Source organism: Holosporales bacterium (assembly GCA_031263535.1).
GTDB lineage: Bacteria > Pseudomonadota > Alphaproteobacteria > UBA3830 > JAIRWN01 > JAIRWN01.
In genome coordinates this window covers 1-24,532 of record JAISFO010000033.1, presented here as the reverse complement: position 1 = coordinate 24,532, position 24,532 = coordinate 1, and the positions used below count along the sequence as shown (strand labels likewise).

At 43.4% G+C, this 24,532-nt stretch carries 24 protein-coding genes; 16 read left to right on the top strand and 8 right to left on the bottom strand.

Annotation, left to right across the window (positions count from 1 at the left end; all coding sequences use genetic code 11):
- Nucleotides 1-2: 2 nt before the first annotated feature.
- Nucleotides 3-1,088: an LptF/LptG family permease gene (locus LBL30_04010; GenBank protein MDR1032256.1), complete on the bottom strand. Its 1,086-nt coding sequence runs from the start codon at nucleotides 1,086-1,088 to the stop codon at nucleotides 3-5.
- 95 nt (nucleotides 1,089-1,183) lie between these two features.
- On the opposite strand from LBL30_04010, the gene LBL30_04005 reads away from it, so the two are divergent.
- Both LBL30_04005 and rsmA read left to right on the top strand, forming a co-directional pair.
- Nucleotides 1,184-2,479, top strand: a complete 1,296-nt coding sequence (locus LBL30_04005) for a peptidylprolyl isomerase (GenBank protein MDR1032255.1) — start codon at nucleotides 1,184-1,186, stop codon at nucleotides 2,477-2,479.
- A complete protein-coding gene (gene rsmA, locus LBL30_04000; GenBank protein MDR1032254.1) occupies nucleotides 2,448-3,341 on the top strand; it encodes a 16S rRNA (adenine(1518)-N(6)/adenine(1519)-N(6))-dimethyltransferase RsmA in 894 nt (297 codons plus the stop codon). Before LBL30_04005 ends, rsmA begins: the two co-directional genes overlap by 32 nt.
- Nucleotides 3,342-3,368: 27 nt before the next feature.
- Here rsmA and LBL30_03995 read toward each other — a convergent pair whose 3' ends face one another.
- Both LBL30_03995 and LBL30_03990 read right to left on the bottom strand, forming a co-directional pair.
- The gene (locus LBL30_03995) at nucleotides 3,369-3,779 is read right to left on the bottom strand and encodes a hypothetical protein (GenBank protein MDR1032253.1); all 411 of its coding nucleotides are present in this window, start codon (nucleotides 3,777-3,779) and stop codon (nucleotides 3,369-3,371) included.
- A 55-nt stretch (nucleotides 3,780-3,834) separates the two neighbouring features.
- Entirely contained in the window at nucleotides 3,835-4,419 is a 585-nt protein-coding gene (locus LBL30_03990) for a hypothetical protein (GenBank protein ID MDR1032252.1), read from the bottom strand.
- 766 nt (nucleotides 4,420-5,185) lie between these two features.
- On the opposite strand from LBL30_03990, the gene groES reads away from it, so the two are divergent.
- The 3 genes from groES to LBL30_03975 all read left to right on the top strand — a co-directional run bounded on the left by groES (nucleotide 5,186) and on the right by LBL30_03975 (nucleotide 7,857).
- Nucleotides 5,186-5,476 carry a co-chaperone GroES gene (groES, locus tag LBL30_03985; protein MDR1032251.1) on the top strand — a complete coding sequence of 97 codons (291 nt, stop codon included), beginning with the start codon at nucleotides 5,186-5,188 and terminating at the stop codon, nucleotides 5,474-5,476.
- Nucleotides 5,477-5,507: 31 nt separating this feature from the next.
- Nucleotides 5,508-7,145 (top strand): chaperonin GroEL, encoded by a 1,638-nt coding sequence (groL, locus tag LBL30_03980; GenBank protein MDR1032250.1) that lies wholly within the window; start codon nucleotides 5,508-5,510, stop codon nucleotides 7,143-7,145.
- A 331-nt stretch (nucleotides 7,146-7,476) separates the two neighbouring features.
- A complete protein-coding gene (locus LBL30_03975; GenBank protein MDR1032249.1) occupies nucleotides 7,477-7,857 on the top strand; it encodes a hypothetical protein in 381 nt (126 codons plus the stop codon).
- On the opposite strand, the gene LBL30_03970 is transcribed toward LBL30_03975, so the two are convergent.
- Both LBL30_03970 and LBL30_03965 read right to left on the bottom strand, forming a co-directional pair.
- Nucleotides 7,847-8,590 (bottom strand): hypothetical protein, encoded by a 744-nt coding sequence (locus LBL30_03970; GenBank protein ID MDR1032248.1) that lies wholly within the window; start codon nucleotides 8,588-8,590, stop codon nucleotides 7,847-7,849. The two genes, LBL30_03975 and LBL30_03970, sit on opposite strands and share 11 nt — an antisense overlap.
- A 639-nt stretch (nucleotides 8,591-9,229) precedes the next feature.
- Nucleotides 9,230-9,481 (bottom strand): hypothetical protein, encoded by a 252-nt coding sequence (locus LBL30_03965; protein MDR1032247.1) that lies wholly within the window; start codon nucleotides 9,479-9,481, stop codon nucleotides 9,230-9,232.
- A 254-nt stretch (nucleotides 9,482-9,735) separates the two neighbouring features.
- Between LBL30_03965 and LBL30_03960 the strand changes: the two genes are divergently transcribed.
- Nucleotides 9,736-10,401 (top strand): hypothetical protein, encoded by a 666-nt coding sequence (locus tag LBL30_03960; GenBank protein MDR1032246.1) that lies wholly within the window; start codon nucleotides 9,736-9,738, stop codon nucleotides 10,399-10,401.
- Here the strand turns inward: LBL30_03960 and LBL30_03955 are convergent.
- On the bottom strand, nucleotides 10,353-11,366 hold the full coding sequence (locus LBL30_03955) for an NAD(P)/FAD-dependent oxidoreductase (protein MDR1032245.1): 1,014 nt from the start codon (nucleotides 11,364-11,366) through the stop codon (nucleotides 10,353-10,355). The two genes, LBL30_03960 and LBL30_03955, sit on opposite strands and share 49 nt — an antisense overlap.
- Nucleotides 11,367-11,438: 72 nt before the next feature.
- On the opposite strand from LBL30_03955, the gene tsaE reads away from it, so the two are divergent.
- From tsaE to LBL30_03910, 9 genes are all read left to right on the top strand, one after another.
- Nucleotides 11,439-11,930 (top strand): tRNA (adenosine(37)-N6)-threonylcarbamoyltransferase complex ATPase subunit type 1 TsaE, encoded by a 492-nt coding sequence (gene tsaE / locus LBL30_03950; protein MDR1032244.1) that lies wholly within the window; start codon nucleotides 11,439-11,441, stop codon nucleotides 11,928-11,930.
- On the top strand, nucleotides 11,923-14,577 hold the full coding sequence (locus LBL30_03945; protein ID MDR1032243.1) for a hypothetical protein: 2,655 nt from the start codon (nucleotides 11,923-11,925) through the stop codon (nucleotides 14,575-14,577). Before tsaE ends, LBL30_03945 begins: the two co-directional genes overlap by 8 nt.
- On the top strand, nucleotides 14,559-16,871 hold the full coding sequence (locus LBL30_03940) for a UvrD-helicase domain-containing protein (GenBank protein MDR1032242.1): 2,313 nt from the start codon (nucleotides 14,559-14,561) through the stop codon (nucleotides 16,869-16,871). Before LBL30_03945 ends, LBL30_03940 begins: the two co-directional genes overlap by 19 nt.
- Nucleotides 16,872-16,963: 92 nt before the next feature.
- Nucleotides 16,964-17,872: a hypothetical protein gene (locus LBL30_03935; GenBank protein ID MDR1032241.1), complete on the top strand. Its 909-nt coding sequence runs from the start codon at nucleotides 16,964-16,966 to the stop codon at nucleotides 17,870-17,872.
- 131 nt (nucleotides 17,873-18,003) lie between these two features.
- Nucleotides 18,004-18,429 carry an outer membrane protein assembly factor BamE gene (gene bamE, locus LBL30_03930; GenBank protein MDR1032240.1) on the top strand — a complete coding sequence of 142 codons (426 nt, stop codon included), beginning with the start codon at nucleotides 18,004-18,006 and terminating at the stop codon, nucleotides 18,427-18,429.
- 64 nt (nucleotides 18,430-18,493) lie between these two features.
- The gene (gene fabD / locus LBL30_03925) at nucleotides 18,494-19,447 is read left to right on the top strand and encodes an ACP S-malonyltransferase (GenBank protein ID MDR1032239.1); all 954 of its coding nucleotides are present in this window, start codon (nucleotides 18,494-18,496) and stop codon (nucleotides 19,445-19,447) included.
- 20 nt (nucleotides 19,448-19,467) lie between these two features.
- Nucleotides 19,468-20,205, top strand: coding sequence for a 3-oxoacyl-[acyl-carrier-protein] reductase (fabG, locus tag LBL30_03920; GenBank protein ID MDR1032238.1), 738 nt, complete (start codon nucleotides 19,468-19,470; stop codon nucleotides 20,203-20,205).
- 111 nt (nucleotides 20,206-20,316) lie between these two features.
- A complete protein-coding gene (locus LBL30_03915) occupies nucleotides 20,317-21,258 on the top strand; it encodes a beta-lactamase family protein (GenBank protein ID MDR1032237.1) in 942 nt (313 codons plus the stop codon).
- A gap of 12 nt (nucleotides 21,259-21,270) precedes the next feature.
- Nucleotides 21,271-21,819: an NUDIX hydrolase gene (locus tag LBL30_03910; GenBank protein ID MDR1032236.1), complete on the top strand. Its 549-nt coding sequence runs from the start codon at nucleotides 21,271-21,273 to the stop codon at nucleotides 21,817-21,819.
- Between the two features lie 16 nt (nucleotides 21,820-21,835).
- Here LBL30_03910 and LBL30_03905 read toward each other — a convergent pair whose 3' ends face one another.
- On the bottom strand, nucleotides 21,836-23,038 hold the full coding sequence (locus LBL30_03905) for a hypothetical protein (protein ID MDR1032235.1): 1,203 nt from the start codon (nucleotides 23,036-23,038) through the stop codon (nucleotides 21,836-21,838).
- A 407-nt stretch (nucleotides 23,039-23,445) separates the two neighbouring features.
- Between LBL30_03905 and LBL30_03900 the strand changes: the two genes are divergently transcribed.
- On the top strand, nucleotides 23,446-23,628 hold the full coding sequence (locus LBL30_03900; protein MDR1032234.1) for a hypothetical protein: 183 nt from the start codon (nucleotides 23,446-23,448) through the stop codon (nucleotides 23,626-23,628).
- Between the two features lie 225 nt (nucleotides 23,629-23,853).
- Here the strand turns inward: LBL30_03900 and LBL30_03895 are convergent.
- Nucleotides 23,854-24,532: hypothetical protein (locus LBL30_03895; protein MDR1032233.1), on the bottom strand; the 679-nt coding region annotated here is incomplete at its 5' end.

Sequence of the window (24,532 nt, the reverse complement as noted above, 5' to 3'; positions counted from 1 at the left end):
CGCTATTTCCCTGATGCAGGCTTGAATACTAGCAACATGGCCACAATAAGAACAGTGGCAATTCCGGCATAATTGACGATATTAAACTGCCAATATTTGTGGGAAAGGTTGAATGCCGCCAAATTAAAGCCTTGTATGGCGATGATACAAGCGCCGGCAATAATAATGTTTTTAAGCGTACTTTGGCGAAATTTGTCGTGACTCGTTACTATTAAAAAGCAAATTAAGGCAAATATAAGCGCTAGCCAAGGCGCTATGATTCTTTGGTGCCCCTCGGCTTGCATTTTCTTTTCAAGCGGGTTATCTGGCCCGAACAGGTTTATATCAAACAGCTCGTATATATATCGCTCATAGATTTTTATATCTCGCGAATCTAGCTTTACAAGCTCGCCCAAAGATATATCGCTGGAATAATTTTTAAACCTGAATCGCGTCGCAGTCCCGGAATTTAGGTTAATCGACGCCCTTTCACCGTTCTTAAGCGTAAGCTGATTTTTCGATCCATTTTGGCGCAGACAACCCTCTTCTGCCTGAATGACGATTTGTTTTTGCGCAGAGCGCTGATCGAATACAGCCACTCCTTGGAATTTACCTTTAGAGATTTTTTTTACGAAAATCGCAACTTTCCCCTCAAGATTCAATAAATTACCTTCACTAAACAATCGGTCAACATCTTGGTTGATGTGAAACTGGATATTTTTAAACTGACGCAGCGAGTACGGGGCAAAATAGAAATTTACTAAATATAAAAACGCTATAACCCAAGAGCCAACCTTTATTACAGTAAGCGCTATTGAAGATAAAGGCAGGCCAGCCGACTGAATTATGGTTAACTGATTTGTCTCACGCAGCCTTGTCAGCACAATCCCACACGAAAGGGCAAAAGCCAATGGCAAGATTATGCCAAGCAAATCCGGGATCAAATACAGCATCAGAAGAGCGAATTCACCAATTCTCATTTCCTTTTTGGTAATAAGGTCGATGAAGCGGACGGACTGCTCTATCCACACCAGAAATGTCAGCACAAACGTAACAAGAAGCGTTGCTGCCAACAAAGTCTTCGTAAAGTGCTTAGAAAAAATATTCACTTCGAATAAGTTGCCCGATTGAAATTATGCCAAAACGCTGTTAAACTAAGCAGAGTTTTTACAATCTAGTTCATTTTTTGGAAAACACAAAGAGTATGAAGGTTAATAAGAATTTACTTGCTTTGGCTTTTACGATTGCCGCTGGTCTTGCTTGGTCATCTGCTAAGGCTGAAAAGGCAGCGTCAGGTCGCCGCGTTATTGTTAAAGAAGTTAATGGTGAGGCCATAACCGAACGCGATATCGAGATAAAGTCCAGAATAATCGCTTTATCTATGGGCCGGCAGTATACTGAAGACTTTGCTCAAAGCGTACGAGAGCAAGTCATCGAGGCTTTGATCAGCGACAATATAAAGTTTCAAGAACTTAATAGGATAAAAAGACAAATAAGAAGAGCGGAGCTGATTCCGGATAAGCAGGTCATGAGCTCTATTCAAAACATTGCCAAGCGTGCCGGCTTAGAATTGGATGCTTTTAAGCGCCTGCTGGAAAAGCACGGCATTCCTTTCGAAGCTTTCAAAAAACAAATATTCCTTCAGGTCGCATGGCACACGATAATGCATGAAATGTTTGCGAATAATATTGAGGCTTCTGATGCTGAGGCAATTAAAGAGCAAGATGCCATCAGAAAGCAGCTGACCCAAAAGGCCTATCTGCTAAGTCGTATTTATTTGCCTATAGAATCGGACAAGGATGAAAAAAGAGTCAAAGCGATGGCGCATAAAATTCACGGCACATTAATGTCCGGGCCTATCAGTAATTTTCCTATGTTGGCGCAGCAATTTTCCAAAGCCCCCGAGGCTGTAAATGGAGGGTGGCTTGGTTGGGTAACTGGCAGTCAGATTTCTATTCACGAGGCTCGTCTTGCCAACTCTGTCGCTGTAGGCGCAGTTTCCAGCCCAATTAATATTGGCAATGCTTATGTAATACTGATGGCGCACGGCAAGAAGGACGAAGGAGAGAAGCTCGTCCACGAGGTTAAGTTGCAAAAGGTGATAATGCATGCTCCTGGCGGCCAGATAACCTCAGATGACGAGGCGCGAAGCGTGTTTGCCGAAGCGCAGAAGCTTAAGGCAAGGATGAATCCGCTCAGCAGAATAGCTGAGATAGCCTCAATTTCGCCTAACATAGAACTAAGTCCGGTTGAATCAGTTTCACTTGATGAGATCACGCCTCAACTTAAAGGCATCATTGAAAAACTACCGGCAAAATCAATAAGTGAACCTATGCTGTTCCCTCAAGGGGCAATTCTGATCGTCGTGTGGGATAAGGTCAGCAAGGTCATGGCTCCGCCACCGCTGGCTGATATAAAAAATATGCTAACGGAAAGGCGGCTTAGCATGATGGCAGAGCAATACTTCCGTGATCTTAAGAGGATGGCCTATATTAACTGAGGCCTCTGCACTGAAAAGTAGTTTCAAAGATGCGTCTTGCGGGCAATCGTTCGTTAAAGAAAATCTGAATGGACTACGCGCCTTAAAATCCCTTGGGCAGCATTTTTTACTTAATCCCCAAATTAATCAGGCAATTGTCCTAAAAGCCGGCGATTTAGTCGGAGTTAATGTGATTGAGGTTGGTCCCGGTCCCGGCGGCCTGACCAAAGCGATACTGGCAGCCAAACCCAAAAGCATTACTGCCTTGGAAAAAGATTGGCGTTTTGTTGATCTTCTGCATCCAATGGAAAGCCAGCATGACTGTCTAACGGTATTACATGCTGACGCTTTATCGTTCGATTATGACCGAATTGATTCGCCGAAAGTCGTTATCGCCAACTTGCCGTACAATATCGCTTCACAGCTGCTGTTTAGGTGGCTTGAGGATTTGCAAAGTTACCGCGCGCTTTACCTGATGCTGCAACGAGAAGTAGTTGACAGGATTTGCGCCGCTCCTGGAACAAAGGCATATGGCAAACTAAGCGTACTGGTTCAGTATCAAGCTAGTGCCAGAAAGGTTATGGATTTATCTCCTGAAAGTTTTACTCCACCCCCTAAAGTAGACTCGGCTGTAGTCGAAATTATCCCTAATCCCTCAAGTAATGTTGATTTTATAAGCATAGAGAAGCTCTGCCGCATAGCTTTTGCTCACAGAAGAAAAATGGTTATAAAAGCCCTTGGCAGTTTGTTTAAAAACCCCGCGTCGATAATGGAGTCTGTAGGCGTTCATCATAATGCCCGGGCTGAGGATATAAGCGTCGCCCAATTTACCTCAATCGCCCAACTTTTGCCTTTAAATCCTGCATCAGTAAGCTCAAACTAAGAGAGGCTCAAGTACTGCTTAAATAATCTACAAATCCATAATGATACCGAAGCGAGTGGAGAATTTCTTGTGCCTCAAAGGTAATTTATATTCCCTGTTGCCCAAACGATCTACCCATCCCGGTCCTGATACAATCGTCTCTGTTGAAAAATTACAATCAAATTTACTTTTGCGAATCCAAAAAAAATCAAACCTGAACTTGAAACGCTTAAAAAAAGCAAGCTCAAAACCACATCCCAGTCGATTATTACGGATAATTTTGTTGTTTTCTCTACAATATGCTACTCTATCCGCAGGAAAATTACCTACAGTGCCAACAACAGGAAAATTATATCTAGCGATTCCATTATTCCTGAGACAAGGTAGTTCTACTCCGTTGAGTGTATTGAACTCTATTCCTGCAAGTAGATAAGGAGTGAAATAGTTACCTATCTTCAAACCAAATCTATAGGACAATCCAAAAGAGAAATTGTCAAGCAGACTATCTATCTGCTTATTTTTTTCCGTAGTTTATATTGGAACAATCAGCTTCTAAAGACATCCGCAACTTAAAAACTTTCATCTCTAGACCAACTAGTGCGCCAGTACCAATTCCTGAGGCTTTTGCGGTTAAATCCTTGTCTACATCATGTACAATAATACCATTTGCCGCATAATTGACTGCTGGAGCACCTACTATACTCATACCACCACGATAAACAATCCAACCAGCTCCAGTAAGACCGCCGCCGGCATTTGTTTCAGGTACAAAATACTTTGGCTCCAGAGTAGCATTTGAGTCCGAGTAATTACTGGTCACGCCTAGGTACAGATGTGGGCGAAAGGAATCTTTACTTGGACTTGAGCATCCAGATAAAAATGTTATCGATGAGGCCATAAACAACATTGATGCAAATTTGCTGAACCCATCGTGAGAATTTGAACAGCCAGCGATCTGTATGTTAGATAGGCCCAGTTTGGGCTTGCTGCCGCAAGGCTCGCAGGCATTAGCCTGCTCGTTTGACAGTTCTGCGAACTGAACTCTTCTTAGATTAAAATCATCATTCGGTTTAAAATCACTGCAACACCTAACCCTCAATTTAGAGCAGGACTGCCCCTCAGCACTAGTGCTAAAGAGAAGGAGGGGGGGGGGGCAATCTCTCTAGCTCCAGCACGCTTTGCGCCTATCATGACTATTCCATAGCGAAATATCTGAAGGAAGACTACAACATTGATGCGAATCAAGGCAAATAAAAAATAGAAAAATACGAAAATTTTAGTATTTTAACTTCGGTTTACTGTTGACCTCTTACCCCTCCCCCGCGCTATTCTTTCACGACCAACTGAATAGTACTTGAGCGTCTCTCAGCTTGGTCTTGCTAACGCAAGGCTCGGAAGCCTTATTGGCTTCCTTGTTTGACAGTTCTTCGAACTGAAGTTTTCTTAAGTTGAAGCCGTTACTAAATTTAAAGTTATGTGCTCTATCTAAAGATAACGTAAAGCTAGTACTGGCTTCTTCAGAAACATAATTATCGCAATACCTAACCCCTAGTTCAGAGCAAAGCTGTCCCTCACTACTAGTGCCAAAGAGGGGGGTAGGCCCCCCCCCATGTCTTTTCTATTTGCACCACCAGTCACCATAATAAGCGCCTCAATAAATCGTAAGATAGTACTTCATCTTCTTTACCATGATCAATAAATAATGTCATCCTCGATAATCGCTGACCTCTGCTATTGATTACTTAAAATTGGTTTATTAAAAAAATATTAATAAAAGTATTTGCATTAAATATGTAAATGTGTAAGGTATTAGCACTCGTTGGATGCGAGTGCTAAAAAGTTGTTGTTTTTAGAGGAAAGTGATCATGAACAAATTCAAGCCTTTAAAGGATAAAGTTCTGGTCCAAAGGTTGGATCAGGAAGAAAAGACCAGCGGAGGTATCATCATACCGGATACCGCAAAAGAAAAGCCTATCCAAGGCAAGGTGCTGGCAGTTGGCGGTGGCGCGCGTGACGACAAGGGCAATATTGTGCCCATGGACGTGAAGGTCGGCGACAAGGTGCTGTTTGCCAAGTGGGGCGGTACTGAGGTCAAATTTGACGGCCAGGAATATCTGATTCTGAAAGAGTCCGATATCCTGGGTATAGTTGCCTAAAAGATTACAGATTTATTAAAGAGGAATAAAAATGGCTGTAAAAGATGTAAAGTTTTCTAGTGACGCTCGTACTCGTATGTTGCGGGGGGTGGATTTACTGTCGGACGCTGTAAAAGTGACGCTGGGGCCAAAGGGACGCAACGTTGTCATACAGCGCAGTTTTGGTGCCCCAAAGGTGACCAAAGACGGCGTGAGTGTAGCGAAAGAGATAGAGCTTAAAGACCCGTTTGAGAATATGGGTGCCCAAATGGTAAAGGAAGCCGCCAGCAAGTCAAACGACTTGGCTGGGGACGGAACCACTACCGCTACGGTTTTGACCCAAGCAATTGTGCGTGAGTCTTCTAAAGTGGTTGCCGCTGGGGTTAACCCTATGGATCTTAAACGAGGCATCGATATTGCTGCCGAGGCAGTGACTAAGCACTTGTCTTCCATTGCCAAAAAGATCTCAACCAAAGAGGAAATAACCCAGGTCGGGACGATTTCTGCCAATGGCGATCGCATTATTGGCGAAATGATTGCCAACGCGATGGATAAGGTTGGTAAGGAAGGCGTTATAACCGTTGAAGAGGCTAAATCTCTGGAGACTGAGCTTGAGGTAGTTGAGGGGATGCAGTTCGATCGCGGATACTCTTCGCCTTACTTCGTTACTAATTCCGAGAAAATGGTTTGCGAGCTTGAGAATCCGTATATTCTTTTGCATGATAAGAAAGTATCGACCCTTCAGCCGCTTATCCCGGTGCTTGAGCGCATTGTGCAGAGCGGTCGTTCGCTGCTTGTCGTAGCGGAGGAAATCGAAGGGGAGGCGTTGGCGACTATGGTTGTTAATAAACTACGCGGCGGTTTGAAGGTTGCTGCTGTCAAAGCGCCTGGATTCGGGGACAGAAGGAAGGCCATGCTTGAAGATGTTGCGATTCTGACCGGCGCCCAGGTTATAAGCGAGGAGCTTGGTTTTAAGCTTGAGAACGTGGCTTTGGATATGCTTGGTTCCGCCAAGAAGATTATCATTACTAAAGAAGATACGACCATCGTTAACGGAGCTGGCACTAAGAAAGACATCGATGCTCGCTGTGGGCAGATTCGCTCGCAAATTGAGGAAAGTACCTCCGACTATGACCGCGAGAAGCTGCAAGAACGTTTGGCTAAGCTTTCTGGCGGGGTTGCAGTGATTCGTGTAGGCGGTGCGACCGAGCTTGAGGTTAAGGAAAGGAAAGACCGGATAGAGGATGCTTTGAACGCCACTCGTGCAGCTGTAGAAGAGGGCATTATTGCTGGTGGTGGGGCATCGTTGCTGTATGCTGCTAAGGTCTTGAGCAAGGTCTCAGTTGCAAACGATGATCAAAAGACTGGTGTTGATATCCTAAGGCGCGCTTTGCCTGAGCCTGTTCGTCAGATCAGCAATAACGCTGGCGATGATGGCTCTGTGGTGGTTGGCAAGCTGCTTGAAAGCGCTGATAGCAATTTGGGCTATGATGCGCAGAATGGTCAGTATGTCGATATGATCAAATCCGGCATCGTTGATCCAGCCAAGGTCGTAAGAATCGCTTTACAAAGTGCCGCTTCGGTTGCAGGATTGATAGCAACAACCGAATGCATGGTTGCCGAGCGTCCAGAGCCAAAGCAGCCAATGGCCCCTGGCGCACCCGATATGGGCGGTGGTTATGATTTCTAAAAACTGCTAGATTTTTTGATAGTTTAGCGTTTATCAGGCACGGCGACGAGTCGTGCCTTTTTGTTCAGTATAGTTATTTATTTAATACCATAGATAATTTACGTTAGACGTGCAGTCGATTTATATAAATAGTAGCCTATGTTTTGATTTGTTTTTCTAGAATAAATAAACAGTTTATCCATTTCAGCACATAAACCTTTCTACGTATTAGTTGCGAAGTTTTTTAAAAATCGTTTTACAATTTAAAATCGGCCATTAGCTGGGCTATCAATTGGCAGCTGCGCAGTTTAACGCTGTGAATTCCACACAGAATTTTTGGAATTCTTGATATTTGACGAAAGCTGCCGTTATTTTATTTAGATTTGTGGTTGAGAAAATTAAACAAAATCCGCAAGTACAAGGATTAGTTGATAATCTGCAAGTCTTACTAAATTACGATAAGATAAAACTTAATTTAGACGTATTGGCAGCAATCTTTATAGAAGCATGGGATCCTCTACATTACCGATCATACTTGAACATGGTAGACAGCAATACAGTCTATGCTTCTTCGTCTAATACATTCATTGTAAACCAAAGTGCAGCCCAACCTAAATTCCAGGCTGAGCTGCTGAAGATCAGGGCAAGCCCTCATCAAAACCGCTCATCGCTTCCTTTTCCGCTGCTGCTGTACAAATACCTCACAACACCGAGAACCACTGTTAATCTATAAGCCCTATTGCCGCCTTTTTGTCATCTTCTGTTTTGCACAGAAACCGCTCATAAGGCGTTAATTGAGGATTGGTCGTAAGATCGTCTATTATGCCCTGATCCCGAGCTACTTCCTGATTTAACATAGCCTGAACCTCTTCAGCTCTCTTTTTATCCAAACCAGCTATCGTTTGAAGCGTACCAGTTACATCCTCAGCAGCCATCCAACGGCTGGGGTCGTATTGTTTAGTGATACCGCTTGCGCGGACAGCAATACCCTCCCTATCTTTGGCTGGAACCCCTACATCAGAAAGCAAATGCGCCTTTGCTACTGATCCAATAAACCACGACACTAATTGATCACAGCTCTCAGTGCAGCCAATCGTGTCACAAATCGTTTTAATAGCATTGACAAGCCCCGGTTGCATTCCAGCTCCATCCATAAAATTGCGGTCTGCTACCTTCTCTAGCCATGATTCAAACTCAGCTCTGTTTTGCGGATCTAGATTTTTACACACACTCTCAAGACGTTCGCCGTGCCAACCTATTGGTCCATCAGCAGGATAGCATCTTTGCATCAAACGATGCACACGTTCCTGATCTGTCTCCGCCTGAGGTTGTAGCGCCCTTGCGGCCTGCACTTCTTCTGTCAACATTCCAACGCCTACACCAATAATCCCACAATACCCAAGGCATCCTGCGACTACTGCGCCGGAGGCTGTCAACTTACTAAAACTCAACTTTTCCTTAGACATATAATTTTTCCTCTCAAACAATTAGGTTCTAAATCATCCTGACCCAGATTAACCTTAGAGCCACTATCGACCCAATTGTAAGCATATATTTTTGTTAAAATTTCAATAATAAAATGCGTAAAAGACAATCACCTAACTAAAAAGGCAAAACATCCTTTGTTCAGATGAATGATTAAGGGCAATATTCTACAGAATGTTGGCTGTATAAATACTTACCCTGAACGATGGTCGTAAGAATCGCTTTACAAAAATATTACTTATTTAATATAATGGATAATTTGTACTAGACGTATAGCCAATTTTATGCACAGTAAAATTGAAATGAAAATACGAACATCAATTATCACGTTATTGTTCTGTAGTGTTGGTGCGTAAAACATTATGTTAGATATAGTAATGAAAAATCTCTTGAATTGGATTTTTCCAAACAAATTCAATAATTTCCGTATGAAGTTGAACCGGTTGATTTAAGTAATTACGCTCCTGCCATTTTTCTCAAATCAATTCTCAATTACCTCACTAATGCTTGGAGCAAGTGTATCGGGAAGAAGATAAGGCTTTCCTATTAAGTTAAGATAGTCCATATAATTATAGCCAAGTCTTTGCATTTAACTAAAGACTTGGCTATAATTATATGCGCTATTTTGACTCGACAGGAAAAACTTTTCTTACCCCTGCCCCATTTGCTCCAAGCCTTCGGGATTTGATTGAGAATTTCCTTGAGCGAAGGCGAGAATCTACTCCCTCGTCTTTCATTTTTTGCATCAGGTTATGCTGATATTCCGCTGTACTTAATGGTGCTGGGTTCGTTGATTCAACCTCCGACAAACAAACATCAGAGCAGATAACCCCACCAACAACAGCCATGCTCAATAAAAGTTTCTTATTCATCATTGTTCCTCTTAATCCATAATAGTAAAATTATCATGTCATCATGAATAAAAAGTTAATTTAAATGAGCTTTGTTTCTTATTCGCTAAATTTGGCAAGTAACTTATTGATCATACTAGCGAAAGGGGATTTATATTTCATTTAGGCGCGTATCTAAATCACAGCCGCGCCATAAGCAATGTTTTAGAGAAAAACCTCTGTTCCAAAGATTATGTCTTGCCAGCGTATAATAAAAAATCAGTAGCTGTTCAGATGTGGTTGATCTAAAACTTAAGCTGCTAAGATTAAAAGGAGTGGGGGATATAGCTTATTTTGAATATAGTCAGGAAGAGGTTGGCCATCTAATTAGGTCAGACCCGGTTTTGGGCAGGTTCATAATTCAAGTAGGGTTCATAGAAAGAGCAGTAGAGCCGGATCTTTTTTGTGGTCTGGTTACAAGTATTGTCGGTCAGCAAATATCGTCAAAAGCAGCCAATACAGTGTTTAACAGATTACTGCATGCGGTTGAAAGCATAACCCCACAGAACATCATGGCTGCACGTAACCTGAACGGGATTGGTATACCAAAACGAAGAATCGAATACATTCAAGCCGTAGCGTCCGCCTTTTTAAGCGAAAGCTTTCCTGCCAACGCTCTGGCTGACTTATCAGACGATGAAGTTATAAAGCGTCTTGTATCGCTGCCAGGTATTGGAAAATGGAGCGCGGAAATGTGCATGATCTTCTCGCTTAAAAGGAAAAATATCCTGAGTTGGAATGACTTTGGAATCAAAAAAGGGATATCTGTGCTTTATAACGAGAATACGTTCAGCCCAGAAACTTTCGCTTTATATAAAAGCAAATACTCGCCTTATGCGTCAATTGCCTCTTTTTATCTTTGGGAAGCCGCTAAAGACCCACGACGATCCAGTCCTGTTTGACCCTTTAGTTGCCGCCTTATTGACCTGGCTGCAGCTGCACCTTCGGCGAATGCAGACAGAAGTGAGGTGATTTTGCCTTCATAGGTCGCTGCGTCGCCTATGGCGTATATTAAGGGCAGATTGGTTGCATAGCTTGCTTTATCAACGATGATCTTGCCGCTTTCAATATTAATCCCCCAGGCCTCAAAGGTGTTTCGCGCCATAGCCAATCCGAAGCAGGCCAAAAGCACATCTGTATCCAAAGTTACCTGATTGGCCGCCCCATCGCCAGAACATGCAGCTAAGGTAATGGAGGTCAGCTGGCCGTCGTGTCCAGCCATAACGCCTAGTTGGTATGGGGTAAAAACTTTAACTTTGCCTTGATCTGAGAGGGTCGCCAGCCTATCTAAGCTGATAGGAGTGGCTTTGAAGTTGTCCCTGCGATGTATAAGGTTAATCGTCTTAGCTGTATCTGCCAAAGCAAGCGTCCAATCCAACGCAGCATCGCCGCCGCCAATGATTGATACGACTTTATCTTGCATAGCCGACTTGTCTTTTATGGCGTAAAATAAGCTGACGCCCTCGAATTGGCGAGCTTCTGGCAAAGGAATTTTGTTGAAGTCAAAAGCCCCTCCGCCAGTTGCGATAACGACTGACTTACACACGACTGCATCATGGCTGGTGCAAAGACGCCACGTGTCCGCCTCGACGCCTTTTGTAAGGGCGGTTATTTTACGCTCAAGCAAATACTCAGGCCCGAACTGCATGGCTTGCTTGATTAACGAGGATATTAAATCCCTGGCCAATACTCTGGGTAGTCCAGGAATGTCCAAAATCTCTTTATCAGGATAAAGAGCGGAACACTGCCCGCCAAGGTTTCCTAAGGCCTCGATAAGTATACACTCAAGCCCCATAAGCCGGCACTCAAGGGCGCAAAACAGACCCGCTGGCCCGCCACCGATAATCGCAACATCTGCGGTTTTCACCAAATCCCTCTTTCGTTTTAGTTTAAAGTTAAGCTAGCATCGACGTGCTTAGTATACTCAATTGTAAAAAACATGCCAGGAGATACGCTTAACTTCAAAAGTACTAACGTGCAACAAACATGGGCGCTGGCCGAGCGGCTGGCGGCTGTGCTGAAGAGTGGCGACTGTCTGGCTTTGTACGGCAATTTAGGCGTCGGCAAAAGTGAATTTGCCAGGGGCATTATCCAAACCCTCAACAAAAACCAGACTAGCATCCCAAGCCCAACATTTAATTTAATAAAACCCTACCAAACGCGGATAGGAACGGTTTTTCATATAGATCTGTACAGGCTTAACAGCGAAAGCGAACTTTTTGAGCTGGGCTTTCCGGATATACTTTCACAAGGGGTGTGCATCATTGAGTGGCCCCAGCTGGCCGAGGCCTTATTGCCCAAAGATACATTGCGAATATATTTTGAGATTCTAGGAGACGAGAGGGAAATAAAGCTTGAGTCCAATACATTCTGGCGACAAAGGCTTAGTCCTGTAGGCAAACGCCTGTTACCCGCGAAATCTGATGAGTAGTAACGTTATTAACTTTGGCTTTTCTGAGCCGTTTATCCCCGCATTCAGTAAATGGATGTTGGATAAGGTGAAAGACGAGCCGATTTTACTGCTAACCCCTACACGCAGATCGGCAAAAAAGCTTAGGCGCGGTGTAATTGAACAATTAGGCGCGACCGACGACAGCAATCTTATTAAGGCTTATTCTGTTTTTGACCTAGGCCCTGAAGGTGAGCCAATTCCTACAGAGCAAACGGATCAAATCCCTCTGTTTAAGGCAGTCCGTGAATACTTTGGACGCGACAAGAGCCTAAGTCAATGCTTGGCAATTACTTATAACGCTCAGGAAATTTTGACGTTGCTAAACCTTGAGGAGATCAATTTAAAGGCGATTAAGGACATTGTGCCGCTGGACCTTTCGGCTTACGCCCAGAAAATACTTAGCTTTTTAAGCCATATAGCCGGGTTTTGGGTTGAGGATAAAACTAAGCATAGCCTGGATATGCTGAGTCAGAAGTGGGCCAGTAATCCTCCGCAATATCCGGTTTTCGCCATTGGCCTGAACGGCGCATTCCCGTCAGTTAATCGGCTAGTAAAAACTATCTCTGAGCTGCCTTTTGGCTGTGTAGTTCTGCTCGGCGCTGATCCGGAAGCTCTAGGGCATACGCTCAAGCGTTATTCGCTGCAGCGCTCATTCCAGCGCTTGCTTACCTCAATTGGTGTTGAGCCGGGCAGCATTTCGACGATCTGTAAGATTAGCCCAACAGAAAAACATATAAGTGCAGTGCTGCCTTCTGCTGATTATAAAATCCAAGCTGATATTCCCAGCATCACGATAATAGAGTGCGAAAATCCACAGGAAGAAGCCGCCGTAAACGCCCTTATTATTAGGGAAATTTCGCCAACACCCTTGTTGATCACCGCAGAGGCTTCATCCGCTTTGCGCATCAGGGAAATAGTAAAATTATTTGGTTTTGGGTTTTATAACTCTCAGTCAGATCCGCTGTCCAAGACGGCAGAGTTTACTGTGCTAAGGCAGATCGCAGAGGTTATTTCGAGCAGCTTTTCGACCCATCCGACGCTGGAGGCACTTAAAAATACATTTAACTTTGACAAGGATATTTTTAAAGAGCTTGCGACCTTTGAATTAGCGCTTCGAGGTGAAACTCAAGCGCATAGATATTTTATATCTGCCGTCAATGAACATGCACAGTTCATAGAAGAAAAAATGCCGTGCTCATCGCATAAAATCTTTAACGTTATGTCATTTTTAAAATCCCTTCCGTCAGTTGACAGGCCCCACGCCATACGTGACTGGATAAAGATTCATAAGGATTTTGTTGACGTTTTAAATCAAGAATCGTCTGGGCATATAGCCAATGATATTTTGCGCCCTGAAAGCGATGTTGCCGGCATTTGGAGCAAATTAGAAAACCTGCTAAGTCCGTTGCTTAATGAAATCGTGCCGGCAGACGAGTACGTAAATGTATTTTGCCTTTTATTTTGGAAGATTAAACCAACCTCACAAGGTGATGGCGATGGCAAACACCTGTATTCGCTAGGGGTGCTGGAATCCAGGCTGTTAGATGCGCCTAACTTAATTATCCCAGATGTTAACGAAGGAACCTGGCCACCCATAAAAAACATCGCAGGCAACCTGCTGAGCCAAAGCATACTAAGCAAAGTAGGCCTGCAGTCATTTGACCGAAAGGTTGAGTTGTTTGGGCTGGAGTTTTCAAAAGCCCTTTGCGGCAAAAATGTATTTCTTACCCGCAGCAAAACCAAGGACGGCTCGCCTACTCAACCGTCCAGATGGCTTGTACGGCTTATGGCTTCCCTAAAAGGTAATGCCGAGTTAGCCAGACAGCGGGGGGAACACTGGCTGAGCCGAGCTCGTGATCAAAATCGCAGTAACCCTCAATCAAAAGTTCTTCCACCGTGTCCCTTAGCGCCAGCGAGCACTCAAATAAAAGAGTTAAGTCTTAGCGATTTGAATACGTTATTTAAAAATCCCTATGAGGTATACGCTAAGCATGTTCTTAAGCTGACTCCTTGCCCAAACTTTTGGGACGAGCCGAATAAAACCCTAAACTTAAGAAGAAAGATATCCGGCCGAAGCTTGTTAGCTGAAGCCGATAAAACTCTGCAACAGCTTAAGGATAAGCGCATTGTACAAGATTTAGATATGATGTTTTCTTCCGATCAGGGGTCAAGAGAGATCGCAGGCAGTATCACGTTTGATCTGCTTGATGGCAGTAGCCTTGAGGTTAAAACAAAGTTTGATTTGGTCAAGTTTGGATCGTCTGATGATCAAGCCAGTATTGAAATCGTAAATTACAAAGGATCGGCCCAGCAAAATATAAGCGATATTAAAGCTGGGCTGGATTTAAAGACTAATTTGCAAATCATCATTGCCAGCAGCATTTCCCTTGCGCAAAAACCAAGCAAGATAAACGTACGATTTCTGCACATGCATGGGGGTATTAAATCGATCAAAGAAACAACGGTGTTTGGCGATAAAATCCTGGAAAATAAGCAAGCGATTATCAGCAAAATTCAAGAGGAGATTTATCATCTATTTTCCAGCGGGATGTTTCCAGCCAAACCCTGCGGCGTGAGTCATTATAGCCGTCTGGCGCGAGAAAAAGAATGGTCGGCACCGAGTTGAGGAATATATGCGATATCGGGGCAAGCGTCTGGATTGAGGCCTCGGCCGGTACCGGAAAGACCAAAGCGCTGGTCGACCGAATCTTAGCTTTACTGGCCAGTGGTGTACCTACGCAAAAGATATTGTGTATCACGTTTACCAAAGCTGCTGCCGCCGAGATGCTAAGCCGCGTAAAGGATAAGCTGAGCCGTTGGAAAGCGTGTGATGACAATGTACTACGCCTCGAACTTAACGAACTAATCCCTTATTCTAACGGCGATCAAATAGACAGGTGTAGGCGTTTGTTTGATGAAGTCCTGGACGCCGGCAGTGACTTTAAGGTTCAAACGATTCACAGCTTCTGCCAAAGGTTGCTTGAGGCCTTTCCGATGGAAGCCGGCTTGAGCGCGCCTATACAGGTTTTGGATGATTATGAAGCTTCCGAATTGTTAAGGTCAGCGTTGCGGGCCTCGATTGCCCTGGCAGCCACAAATCCCAATCTAATAAAGGCATACGAAGCCATCAGTATGTTTAAAAACGATGCATCAGCGGTTGACCTTATTGCGCAGTTAATAAAAGACCGCATTCACGCTGAGCTTTTATGTAAAAAAACCGATGATGAGATTCAATCAGGATACGATGAGCTTTTTGGAGACGAGGCTGACGACCTTTTCGTTAATGCCAACGCAGCGTTGGCTTTGGTAACCAAGGATGTGTACGGTCGGTACCGATGCCTTAAGCGCGACAGGCTTGATTACGACGACCTGATCTTCAACGCCCTAATACTGCTTCGCGATGTGGACAACAGCTGGATCATGTATAAGCTTGACGGCGGCATCTCACACATATTGGTTGATGAAGCCCAAGATACCAGCCCCTTGCAGTGGGAGGTACTAAAGGCGCTTAGCGCCAATTTCTTTGCAGATAGCGCGAAAACGTTGTTTGTAGTAGGCGACCACAAACAGTCTATCTATGGATTTCAGGGGGCCAGTCATCAGTCATTTATAAACGCCCGCAAGTATTTTAAGCAAAAAACCATCAAAGCCGGCCTCAGATGGCATGACGTAAGGCTTAATTTGTCATACAGATCTGTGCCTCAAGTGCTTAGTTTCGTCGATAAAATCTTTGCTGATCCGCAAAAAACGCCAGGCCTAGGAACACTTCCGACTGAACACGTTGCTTTTAGAGAGCGTGACACTGGGCTAGTCGAATTCTGGCCGCTTATTGAAAACAAACAGGACGGGCAAGCGTTACCTATGACAATTTTGCTCGAAATTGACGCTACAACAGAGCCGGACATCGTTCTGGCGCGCAGTATAGCCGATAAAATTGCAAGAATTTTAAAGCATAAAACTTTTGTTCCATCGAAAAATCGCGAAGTTACCGCAGGTGATTTCCTAATACTCCTGCAACAGAGAGGGGCGCTAATGGGGCTTATTATCAAAGAGCTTCAGAATCTGGGCTTGCCGGTCGAAGGAGTAGATCAGTTTACCTTAACCGACGAAATCGTAACGGAAGATCTTATTGCCCTCAGCAAATTTGTGCTTAACCCATACGATGATTTCAATTTGGCCTGTCTTTTGAAGTCTCCGCTGATTGCAATGGATGAGGCCGTTTTAATGAAGCTATGCATGAATCGTCAGGAAAGCGTGTATCAACAAATTGAAAGGCTAGCCGATCAAACACAAATGCGCGACGGGCTTGGCAACACGCTCATGCTGCTGAACAAGTGGCGACAGATGGCAAGTAGTCAGCCTCCGTACAGTTTTTTTGAAGGTGTTTTGGATGACCCTATACATGGCATTAGAAGCAGTATTATTGCTCGTCTGGGAAGTGGGGCAAACGACGTGATTAATGAGTTTATGGAGGTTATTTTAAAGTATGAAAACAGTAATACTCTGACCATTGAGAATTTTGTTCCATGGCTTCTAAAAAGGCGCCCCAGGCTTAAGCGCGAATTTGGTCAGTATAATAAAATTCGTGTAATGACCGTCCACAGGGCCAAAGGGCTTCAAGCCCCTTTTGTAATACTGGCCGATATACACAGTCAAAGCAGGAATGACCTTCCCCCTGCCTGGCTTAACACCAATGATACTTATAGCAGCATACTGCCGGTTTTCTCTCCAAGCGGCCTAAAAATACCTGCCAAAATTGCTGATTATTTTAATGGGCTGAAACAAGAGCAAGAACACGAAAAGCAACGATTGCTTTATGTGGCGCTTACCAGAGCGCAAGACCACCTGTATATCACTGGTAAAAATACATCACGCAAATCAGTGTGGTCCGGCCTTTTAATAGATTTTATGCCCTTTTAAATAACCGTCAGTTAATCTAAACTTAATTTTGTTTACACAAAATTGATTTTTGTATGACATAATATAATTTATAGTGTGATTGTGCAAAAAATATGCCCATAAAAATCGCCAAATCATCGCTGCTTATTTTAAGTATTTTTTCAGCAGAGCTAGCATGTAGTACTTTTCCAGACAGTAGCTTAGAAGCATTGCCTCCACAAGAATTTTTATCCGGCATAAACTTTGCCAATCCGCAACATTACTTAGACTATCTTAAATGTAAAGTTGACGCTCTGCCGGCTACGCTGATTGTTGGCAATGGCAGAGGGGAATATTCCAATGGTACTCGTATAGATGTAAGAAACTATGGACGAGGCGCATATTCTTACCTGCTAATGGACTTCGTTCAAGGAGTAGATACATTGCGAGGTGTAGAATCATTTACTCCAGACTTAAATTGCGATGTGTTGCAATTACAACAATTTGCTGTTGAGCACGATATGGCTGGCAAATTGGATATTGTGATTCTTGAAAACCTTCCAGCGTGTTACGCATTTACTCCTAATGCGGTTACTGGGGCACTAACCTGTCTAAAACCAGGCGGTCACCTTATTATATCGTCATTTCCAATGATTGGTGATAAGGTTGATGCTGAGGGCTTATCTTTGATTAGGCAGTATAATTCTAATTCGGTTGAACTTGGGGACTACACGTGGTTCTACAACGAAGTATCTAATAATCCATTGGCATTTTTGAGTGTGCCACAAATAATAAAGGTCAGAAATCTTGATTCAGGCCCTCAACTGATGCCAAACTCGCCATTTGAAGAAGTTGCCACCTTTTTAAATGGATATAAAGAAAGCTTTATTGATTATTTTGGCGAACCAGCTAAATCACAAATAGATGGTTTAGAATTCACAACTGTTTCTTATGTAAGTCGGTTTTGGCCGCAGATGCCCAACACAAGATTAAATGCTTCTGGGCCGCAGCTTAAGCCAGTTATGATGATAACAAAGAAATAATGGCGTTATCTTTGCTAATTATCACTAGTTATTACGTCTGAGCATCAGTACTAGCAGCATTTGTTTTTCTTAGTAAAGCTGTTATACTTGCTTTATTATAAGCAAGGCTAGGTCGTATCTAGGTGAGGTGTATGAACGGTTTAATTAGAATAGTTTTTGTATTTTTGTTGATGTTTGTTTCGGGATGCAAGCCTGTAATAAGCACATCCGGCAACTTGTGCGAAGCTGACGACCTAAACAACTTAAAAATCGGCGTACACGGTGTGAACGATGTTTATGAAATCCTTGGCACTCCGTCGTTTAAGCTTGATGGTAACAGGGTTTTATATATAGGCCGCAGATTGAGGAGTATTTCCTTTTTCGACCCCAAGGTTACAGAGGAAAAAGCCGTTCTGGTCACATTTAACCAAAGAGGCATTCTGTCCGACTGGCAGATAGTTGAGCTAGATCATCAAAAGATAGTTTTCGACAAAGCCATAACGCCTGTCAGAGATACTGGCCGTACTCATGCAGATCACATCCTTGATAACCTTCAAAAGCCTGGAAGAAGAAAATAAGGGCGGTTTTATCAATGCCTTATAGTATTCGCTGCTTTGGCGATTTGAAAACAAAGCGACTACAATGGATCGCATAGCGACTGTTTTCCCAGGCCAAGGGGTTCAAAAGCCTGGCATGGGACAGTGGTTGTATGACAATTTTTCATCGGCTAAGCTGTTGTTTGAAGAAGTCGATGATGCTTTGGAAATGAACCTAAGCGATATAATGTTTCGTGAAGAACACAGCGATCAGCTTAAGCTTACCCAAAACGCTCAGCCAGCGATTATGGCCGTTGGCATAGCTGTTTTGCGGGTTTTGGCGAATGATTTTGGCCTTAAAGATTTCGCTTGTTGCATGGCGGGACATTCGCTTGGCGAGTATACGGCCCTGATTGCGGCTGGCATGTTCAGCGTTCAAGATGGGGCCCGACTACTTCAAAAACGTGGATTAGCCATGCAATCGGCTGTCCCCGCCGGGGTTGGGGGTATGCTTGCAGTTTTGGGAATAGATGACATCAAGCTGATTGAAAAAATTGCCGCAACTGCGACCGAAAAAGCAAGTTTATGCGAGGTTGCTAATGATAATTGTCCCGGTCAGTGCGTACTAAGCGGCTATAAAACAGCTTTAGAGCTTGCCGGCGATCTTGCAAAGGAAAACGGGGCCAAAAAAATCGTCCCACTTGATGTATCTGTTCCCTCGCACTGCAGCCTTATGGCACCAGCCGCCAAAGAGCTAAAGGCTCACCTTATGGAGTGTAAAGCAAACAGTATTTCAACGCCAATAATTCAAAACTACACTGCTCAAAAGGAAACCGATGCGAACATTATAATCAACAATCTAGCCGCCCAAATAACTGGCCGTATCAGATGGCGAGAAAGCATATTGTCGATTTCCTCTGTGAAGGTACATAAAATCATAGAAGTTGGACCAGGAAGCGTCTTAAAGGGGCTTATAAAAAGGACTGCGCCCGATATTGAGGTTTTATCCATCAACTCGGTGGTTGATCTAGAGTGCGCTGCTGCCATAATATCTGGTTAAGATAGGGAAGGGCGGTCATCATGTTTGGCTTATCTGGAAAAACTGCATTTATAACTGGGGCTACTGGCGCAATTGGCTCAGCTATTGCCAGAGCATTTCACCAGCAAGGCGCGCATGTTATTTTGTCCGGCACCAACGCCGAGGTTTTAGACAGCTTAGCTTACGAGCTTGCGGGCAATGTGTCTATTTGCCATTTAGATCTTTCAAAAACGGACGAAATTCCTGCGTCTTATCAAGAGGCCGAAAAAGCCAATGGCTTTATAGACATATTGGTCAACAATGCAGGAATTACGCGCGATAAGCTTTTTATACGTATGACCGACGACTCTTGGCAAGAGGTTTTGGATATTAACTTGACGGCGCCATTCCTTCTTATGCGCGAAGCCGTTAAAAGCATGATAAGGACCAGTAAAGGCAGGATTATCAATATTTCCTCGATTGTGGGGGCTACTGGCAATCCCGGGCAAGCTAACTATACTGCGGCCAAAGCAGGCTTGGTCGGTATGACAAAAACAGTCGCTGCGGAAATTGCCAGCCGTGGGATTACGGCAAACTGTATTGCTCCTGGGTTTATAGACTCTCCTATGACAAGGAAGCTTACCGATGAGCAAAAGGAAAAATTAGTTGAAAGGATCCTGATGCGCAAGATTGGAACGCCACAAGACGTTGCTGCAACTGCGGTTTTTTTGGCTAGCGATGAAGCCCAATACATTACAGGCCAAACCATACATGTAAACGGCGGCATGCTTATGGTTTGATGCTTGATGCATGTTTCATTCGCTCAGTGGATAACGTGGGGGGGCTATATTATTGTTTTATGGGCATTCCGCTAAAATTATGAAAACCAACTCATATGGCGATGAGCAGACATGAATCGGCTGTGTAATTGCCCGAAACCATGCCTAAGTTGCTGTGTATTTTTTGTAATTATATTTTGCCTTTTTAGTTTTTCCCTTTGTAAGGCGAGTATAATTGCCACAAACACCAAACTGGTGTACGCAAAACCTAAAGTTAATTTAGATACCCCCTTTTTTATCGGTTCGATAAGTAAACAAGTAACCGCTGTTTTGGCCTTAAAGTACCTAACAGGGCGGCTAGATTCAGATGTTAAAAAATTTCTAAAAGAAAAAGCTTATTACCGTTTACATGGTTGTACGGTCAGGCAGCTTTTGCACCATACTTCTGGCGTTGATTTTAAAACTGGCAAGAGGCGCATCGGATACAATTATCAAAACGAGAACTATGATATTATTGGCCGAGTGTTGGAATCGGTTACTGGGCGTAGGTATGAAGATTTGGCCAATGAATTATTCAAGCGTGCAGGTATGCGTGGAACGTTTTTTCATTCCGATGTCTCTGAAGAAGAATTGTTTAAAAAGCTGCGAAAGTCTTTGAGGTTAATTGGCCTAAATCATGCAGCGCTGACAAACATTTTGATGAAACAGATGAATCCAAGCGGAGGCGTTATATCTACAGCTAGAGACCTTCTTAAATGGAGTCAATATTTGGAAAAGCACGGCTTGTACAAAAAGTTAACAGAAAGCCAGGTTGAAATGAACCGAGGCGGCTCAGATCGATACGGCTTTGGTGTAGTTATCTGTGGTGATTTGATTATGCATTGTGGGGCAATACTTAATGCGATTGATGAATACTGCACCATATGCGTGCTTGTTTATAACATCAAAACAAGAAAGACCACCGTCGGTTTCGAAGTTTTTAAACTGAGCAAAGGTGAAAGCCTTGACCAAAAAACCAAACACCTTCAGGCAAAGGTCATTACCAGCCTTTCTTCCGATCAGTGTAAATCTTGAAGAGAAGGCGACGTGTCACTGCTTAAGTTATTAAATAATTATCTTCCAGAAAATCAAGCAGAGCTTAAAAATAAAACCAAAATGCTAAATTTTCTGGCAGATGAGCCAAATTGCTTTAAGCGTGATTGCTTGAAAGGTCATTTTACGGGAAGCTGTTGGATTGAGAATTTTTACGGAGATTCTATCTTGCTTATGCATCACAGGAAGCACGAAGGCTGGCTTCAACTAGGAGGCCACGCCGACGGTGACAGTGATTTGCTTAGAGTATCGCTAAAAGAGGCCTATGAAGAATCAGGGCTTTCCGTTAAGCCCGTTAACGGCGATATCTTTGACATCGGTGTGCACCTTGTTCCTTTATATAAAGATATTCCTGAACACTATCACTATGATGTCAGGTTTTACCTAAAGGCAACGAAAGACGAACCTTATGTTATCAATGAAGAATCATATGACTTGAGATGGGTTAAGTTTGACGAAGAAGATTCGCTTCCCGATGACCAAGATATCAAACGAATGTTCAGAAAATGGAAAGCATTAAAAGCGCCTTTCGTATGTCATTGAGGCCAATGATTACGAATCAAATTACTTCGCTCATCGTAACGAGAATGCCAAAAAGAAGCAGCAGCCCAAAAAGCCATTTGTTTGATAACTCCTGATAAAAAAGTTGTACTGAACGCCGTCCGCTAATCATTTTTAGGAACAAATAAACTGGCATGAAAATCGCGATGAAAGACAATATCGCCCCAGCAAAGCCAAAGATCTTGATAAATGCGTTCGGAATAACAGTTGCTGTAAGGTACGCAGGAACGACGGCTAAAACCGAGCAAGATACCCTCCTGATTGAATCTGATGCAATCCTGCTTTTTAGCATGAAGTCTAGAGAACTGGTCAGAGCGGCGCCTACCCCAAGGACCGATGTAAAAACAGCAGATATTGAAAGTATCCAGACCAAAATCTGCATATTCGGCTGGTTCGATATTGAGCTAAGCTCCTTAATCAGATCGCCTACATCTTTATGTCCAGCGCTCATTTGGATATAGAACGCTTCATTAGCGTTGTACAACACCCCTAACACGCCGTATGTCCAGGCTATGTATACAAGCAAGGGTATAATGCTGCCATAAAAGAACGCTCGTTTCAAAATTTTTGCATCAAGTCCACAGTAATTGGCAAGTGTATGAAATATCACGTGAAATCCGAAGGATGTGAAAACAACCGATAAGACAAAAAACATACTTGAAGGCTGTGCGTCAATCACCAATGGCAAACGCGAAACATTTACAGACGCAACAATTCCGCACAATAATACTAAAAAAACCACCAGTAAGACGGCGAAGAAGACCCTGTTCACGTAATCAATCCACCTTATGGGAGCCGTCAACAGCGCAATGGTTCCAATTGCGATCCAAGTTGACAATTTAAGGAATGAAAAGTTTATCTGCCAATAAGTTGCCAATATTTCCTGACCGATCGAGGCCATGCCACACACGTAAACCGCAAGCAGAGAATATAACAGCAGCTTCAGGCTAATATTGCCGATAATTTCGGCTTTGCGGCCAGAGAATTTATTTCCTAAAGCCCCTAAGGCTAAGCCGGCTCCAGCCTGAAGATTCAATTCAACGCTAACCAGCGCGCTTTTGTACGAAGACAACCAAACGATCAGCATGACTAATATGCTTGGAAGGAGTCCAAGCTTAGCCAAAACCATAGGCAAAGCAATCATTCCGCTGCCAATGCTTGTTCCGGCGATAAGCAAAATAGCCCCAATTTGTTTTTGCATTTTTGTGCTCCAAATTTTATCGGTAAATAAACTAAATGTATTAAGGCGATGTTAAAATGACTCGGCTGCTAGCCGATAAATCGATGGAGAAAAAAGCCGCAGAACGATCTTATATACTCAAGCACGCTTAACATCCAAAAAGTAAGCTAAGCGCTTGTATAAACAATTCTATATAACAAATCAAGTGCATAAAAGCGCCAAGTAGATTTCTGCATAACAAGTCTATGAGCAGCGCAAATATAGTAAAAATCAAAAATTATTCATTCATATGGAATCTTTCAGTATTTTTCACAAGACCTATACATGCGCAACCCTTTGAAAGGCAGCGCATCGCTTAACCTATTTAAAAATTTGCTCCTAGTCGTCTCTTCTACAGCGAGATACGTCGTCTATTTGATTCGGACGCAATGTTAGTAGATGCGACTGAGAAGCTGAGACTACCATCGAGAGGGTATTATCGTGTTATTCGTGTTTCCAGGACTATAGCAGACTTGGAACAAAGCCAATCCGTATCTCGCCTGCATGTATCTGAAGCCCTGTCATATCGGCTTAAATTGGGAACCCAATCCCTGCTTAGCAATTGCGCTTAGGAAGGGGGCGAGTTAGCACAACCGCAAAAAAACCTAAAGGCTAGACCTATTGCGCTAACTATACGACCGTCCTTACCCTCTAAGCGTCTTCCTAAACAACAAACAGCCTGCAACTATTAAGCAAGAATTTGTTGTTTGCAAAAGCTTTCTAATATTGAGCGTCCAGCTTTACGCATCAGTTATAACTAATGCATATTTCTTGCTGGACGACAGTGTATAAATTACTTACTCTAATCCCAATAATCGCTTTCTTTCTGCACCAGACTTGCACAGATAATGTCGACATGTATACCTACCATCAGCCTCACGTTCCATTATATCCCAATCACGACGCTCATCAGGTACAGTCAACAAAGCCTGCATTTCTCTAGCCAGCTCTTGATTCAGTCCGTATTTACCCATCAAGATATCGACAGCTTTACCACTAAGCCTAAGACTGCCATCATCTTGCCCATAGCCAGTTGCTGATTCTCTGATTATATAATTTCTGTCTGCCGCATTATCTATACCTAACTCTAAAAGTACGCGATTACGCGCTACGTCATCGACAAAGTTTAGTATATGCTCACGTGCCATTGGATTGACCGCATCAATGGCCTGCACAAGATTTCCCTCCATATCATTTTGATCCGCAAAGTAATCGCTGCCTACGTCTCTATGCAGATTTTGCAACCATCTTTCAAGCTCAGCTCTATTGGCAGGATTTAGACGTCCATGCACTTGTTCAATTATGTTACCATCTTCCGGTATCTCGCCGTTTTGTGAAAAGCTCAGCAGCAACTGATGTATATTAGGTCTTGCAGCCAGTGTTTCCTGTGCTGCCAAGCTTAGGCCTAAGACACCAACAGTACAGCAGCCCAGGCAGTTTGCTAAAACAGCGCCAGAGGCTAACAGATTCTTCAAA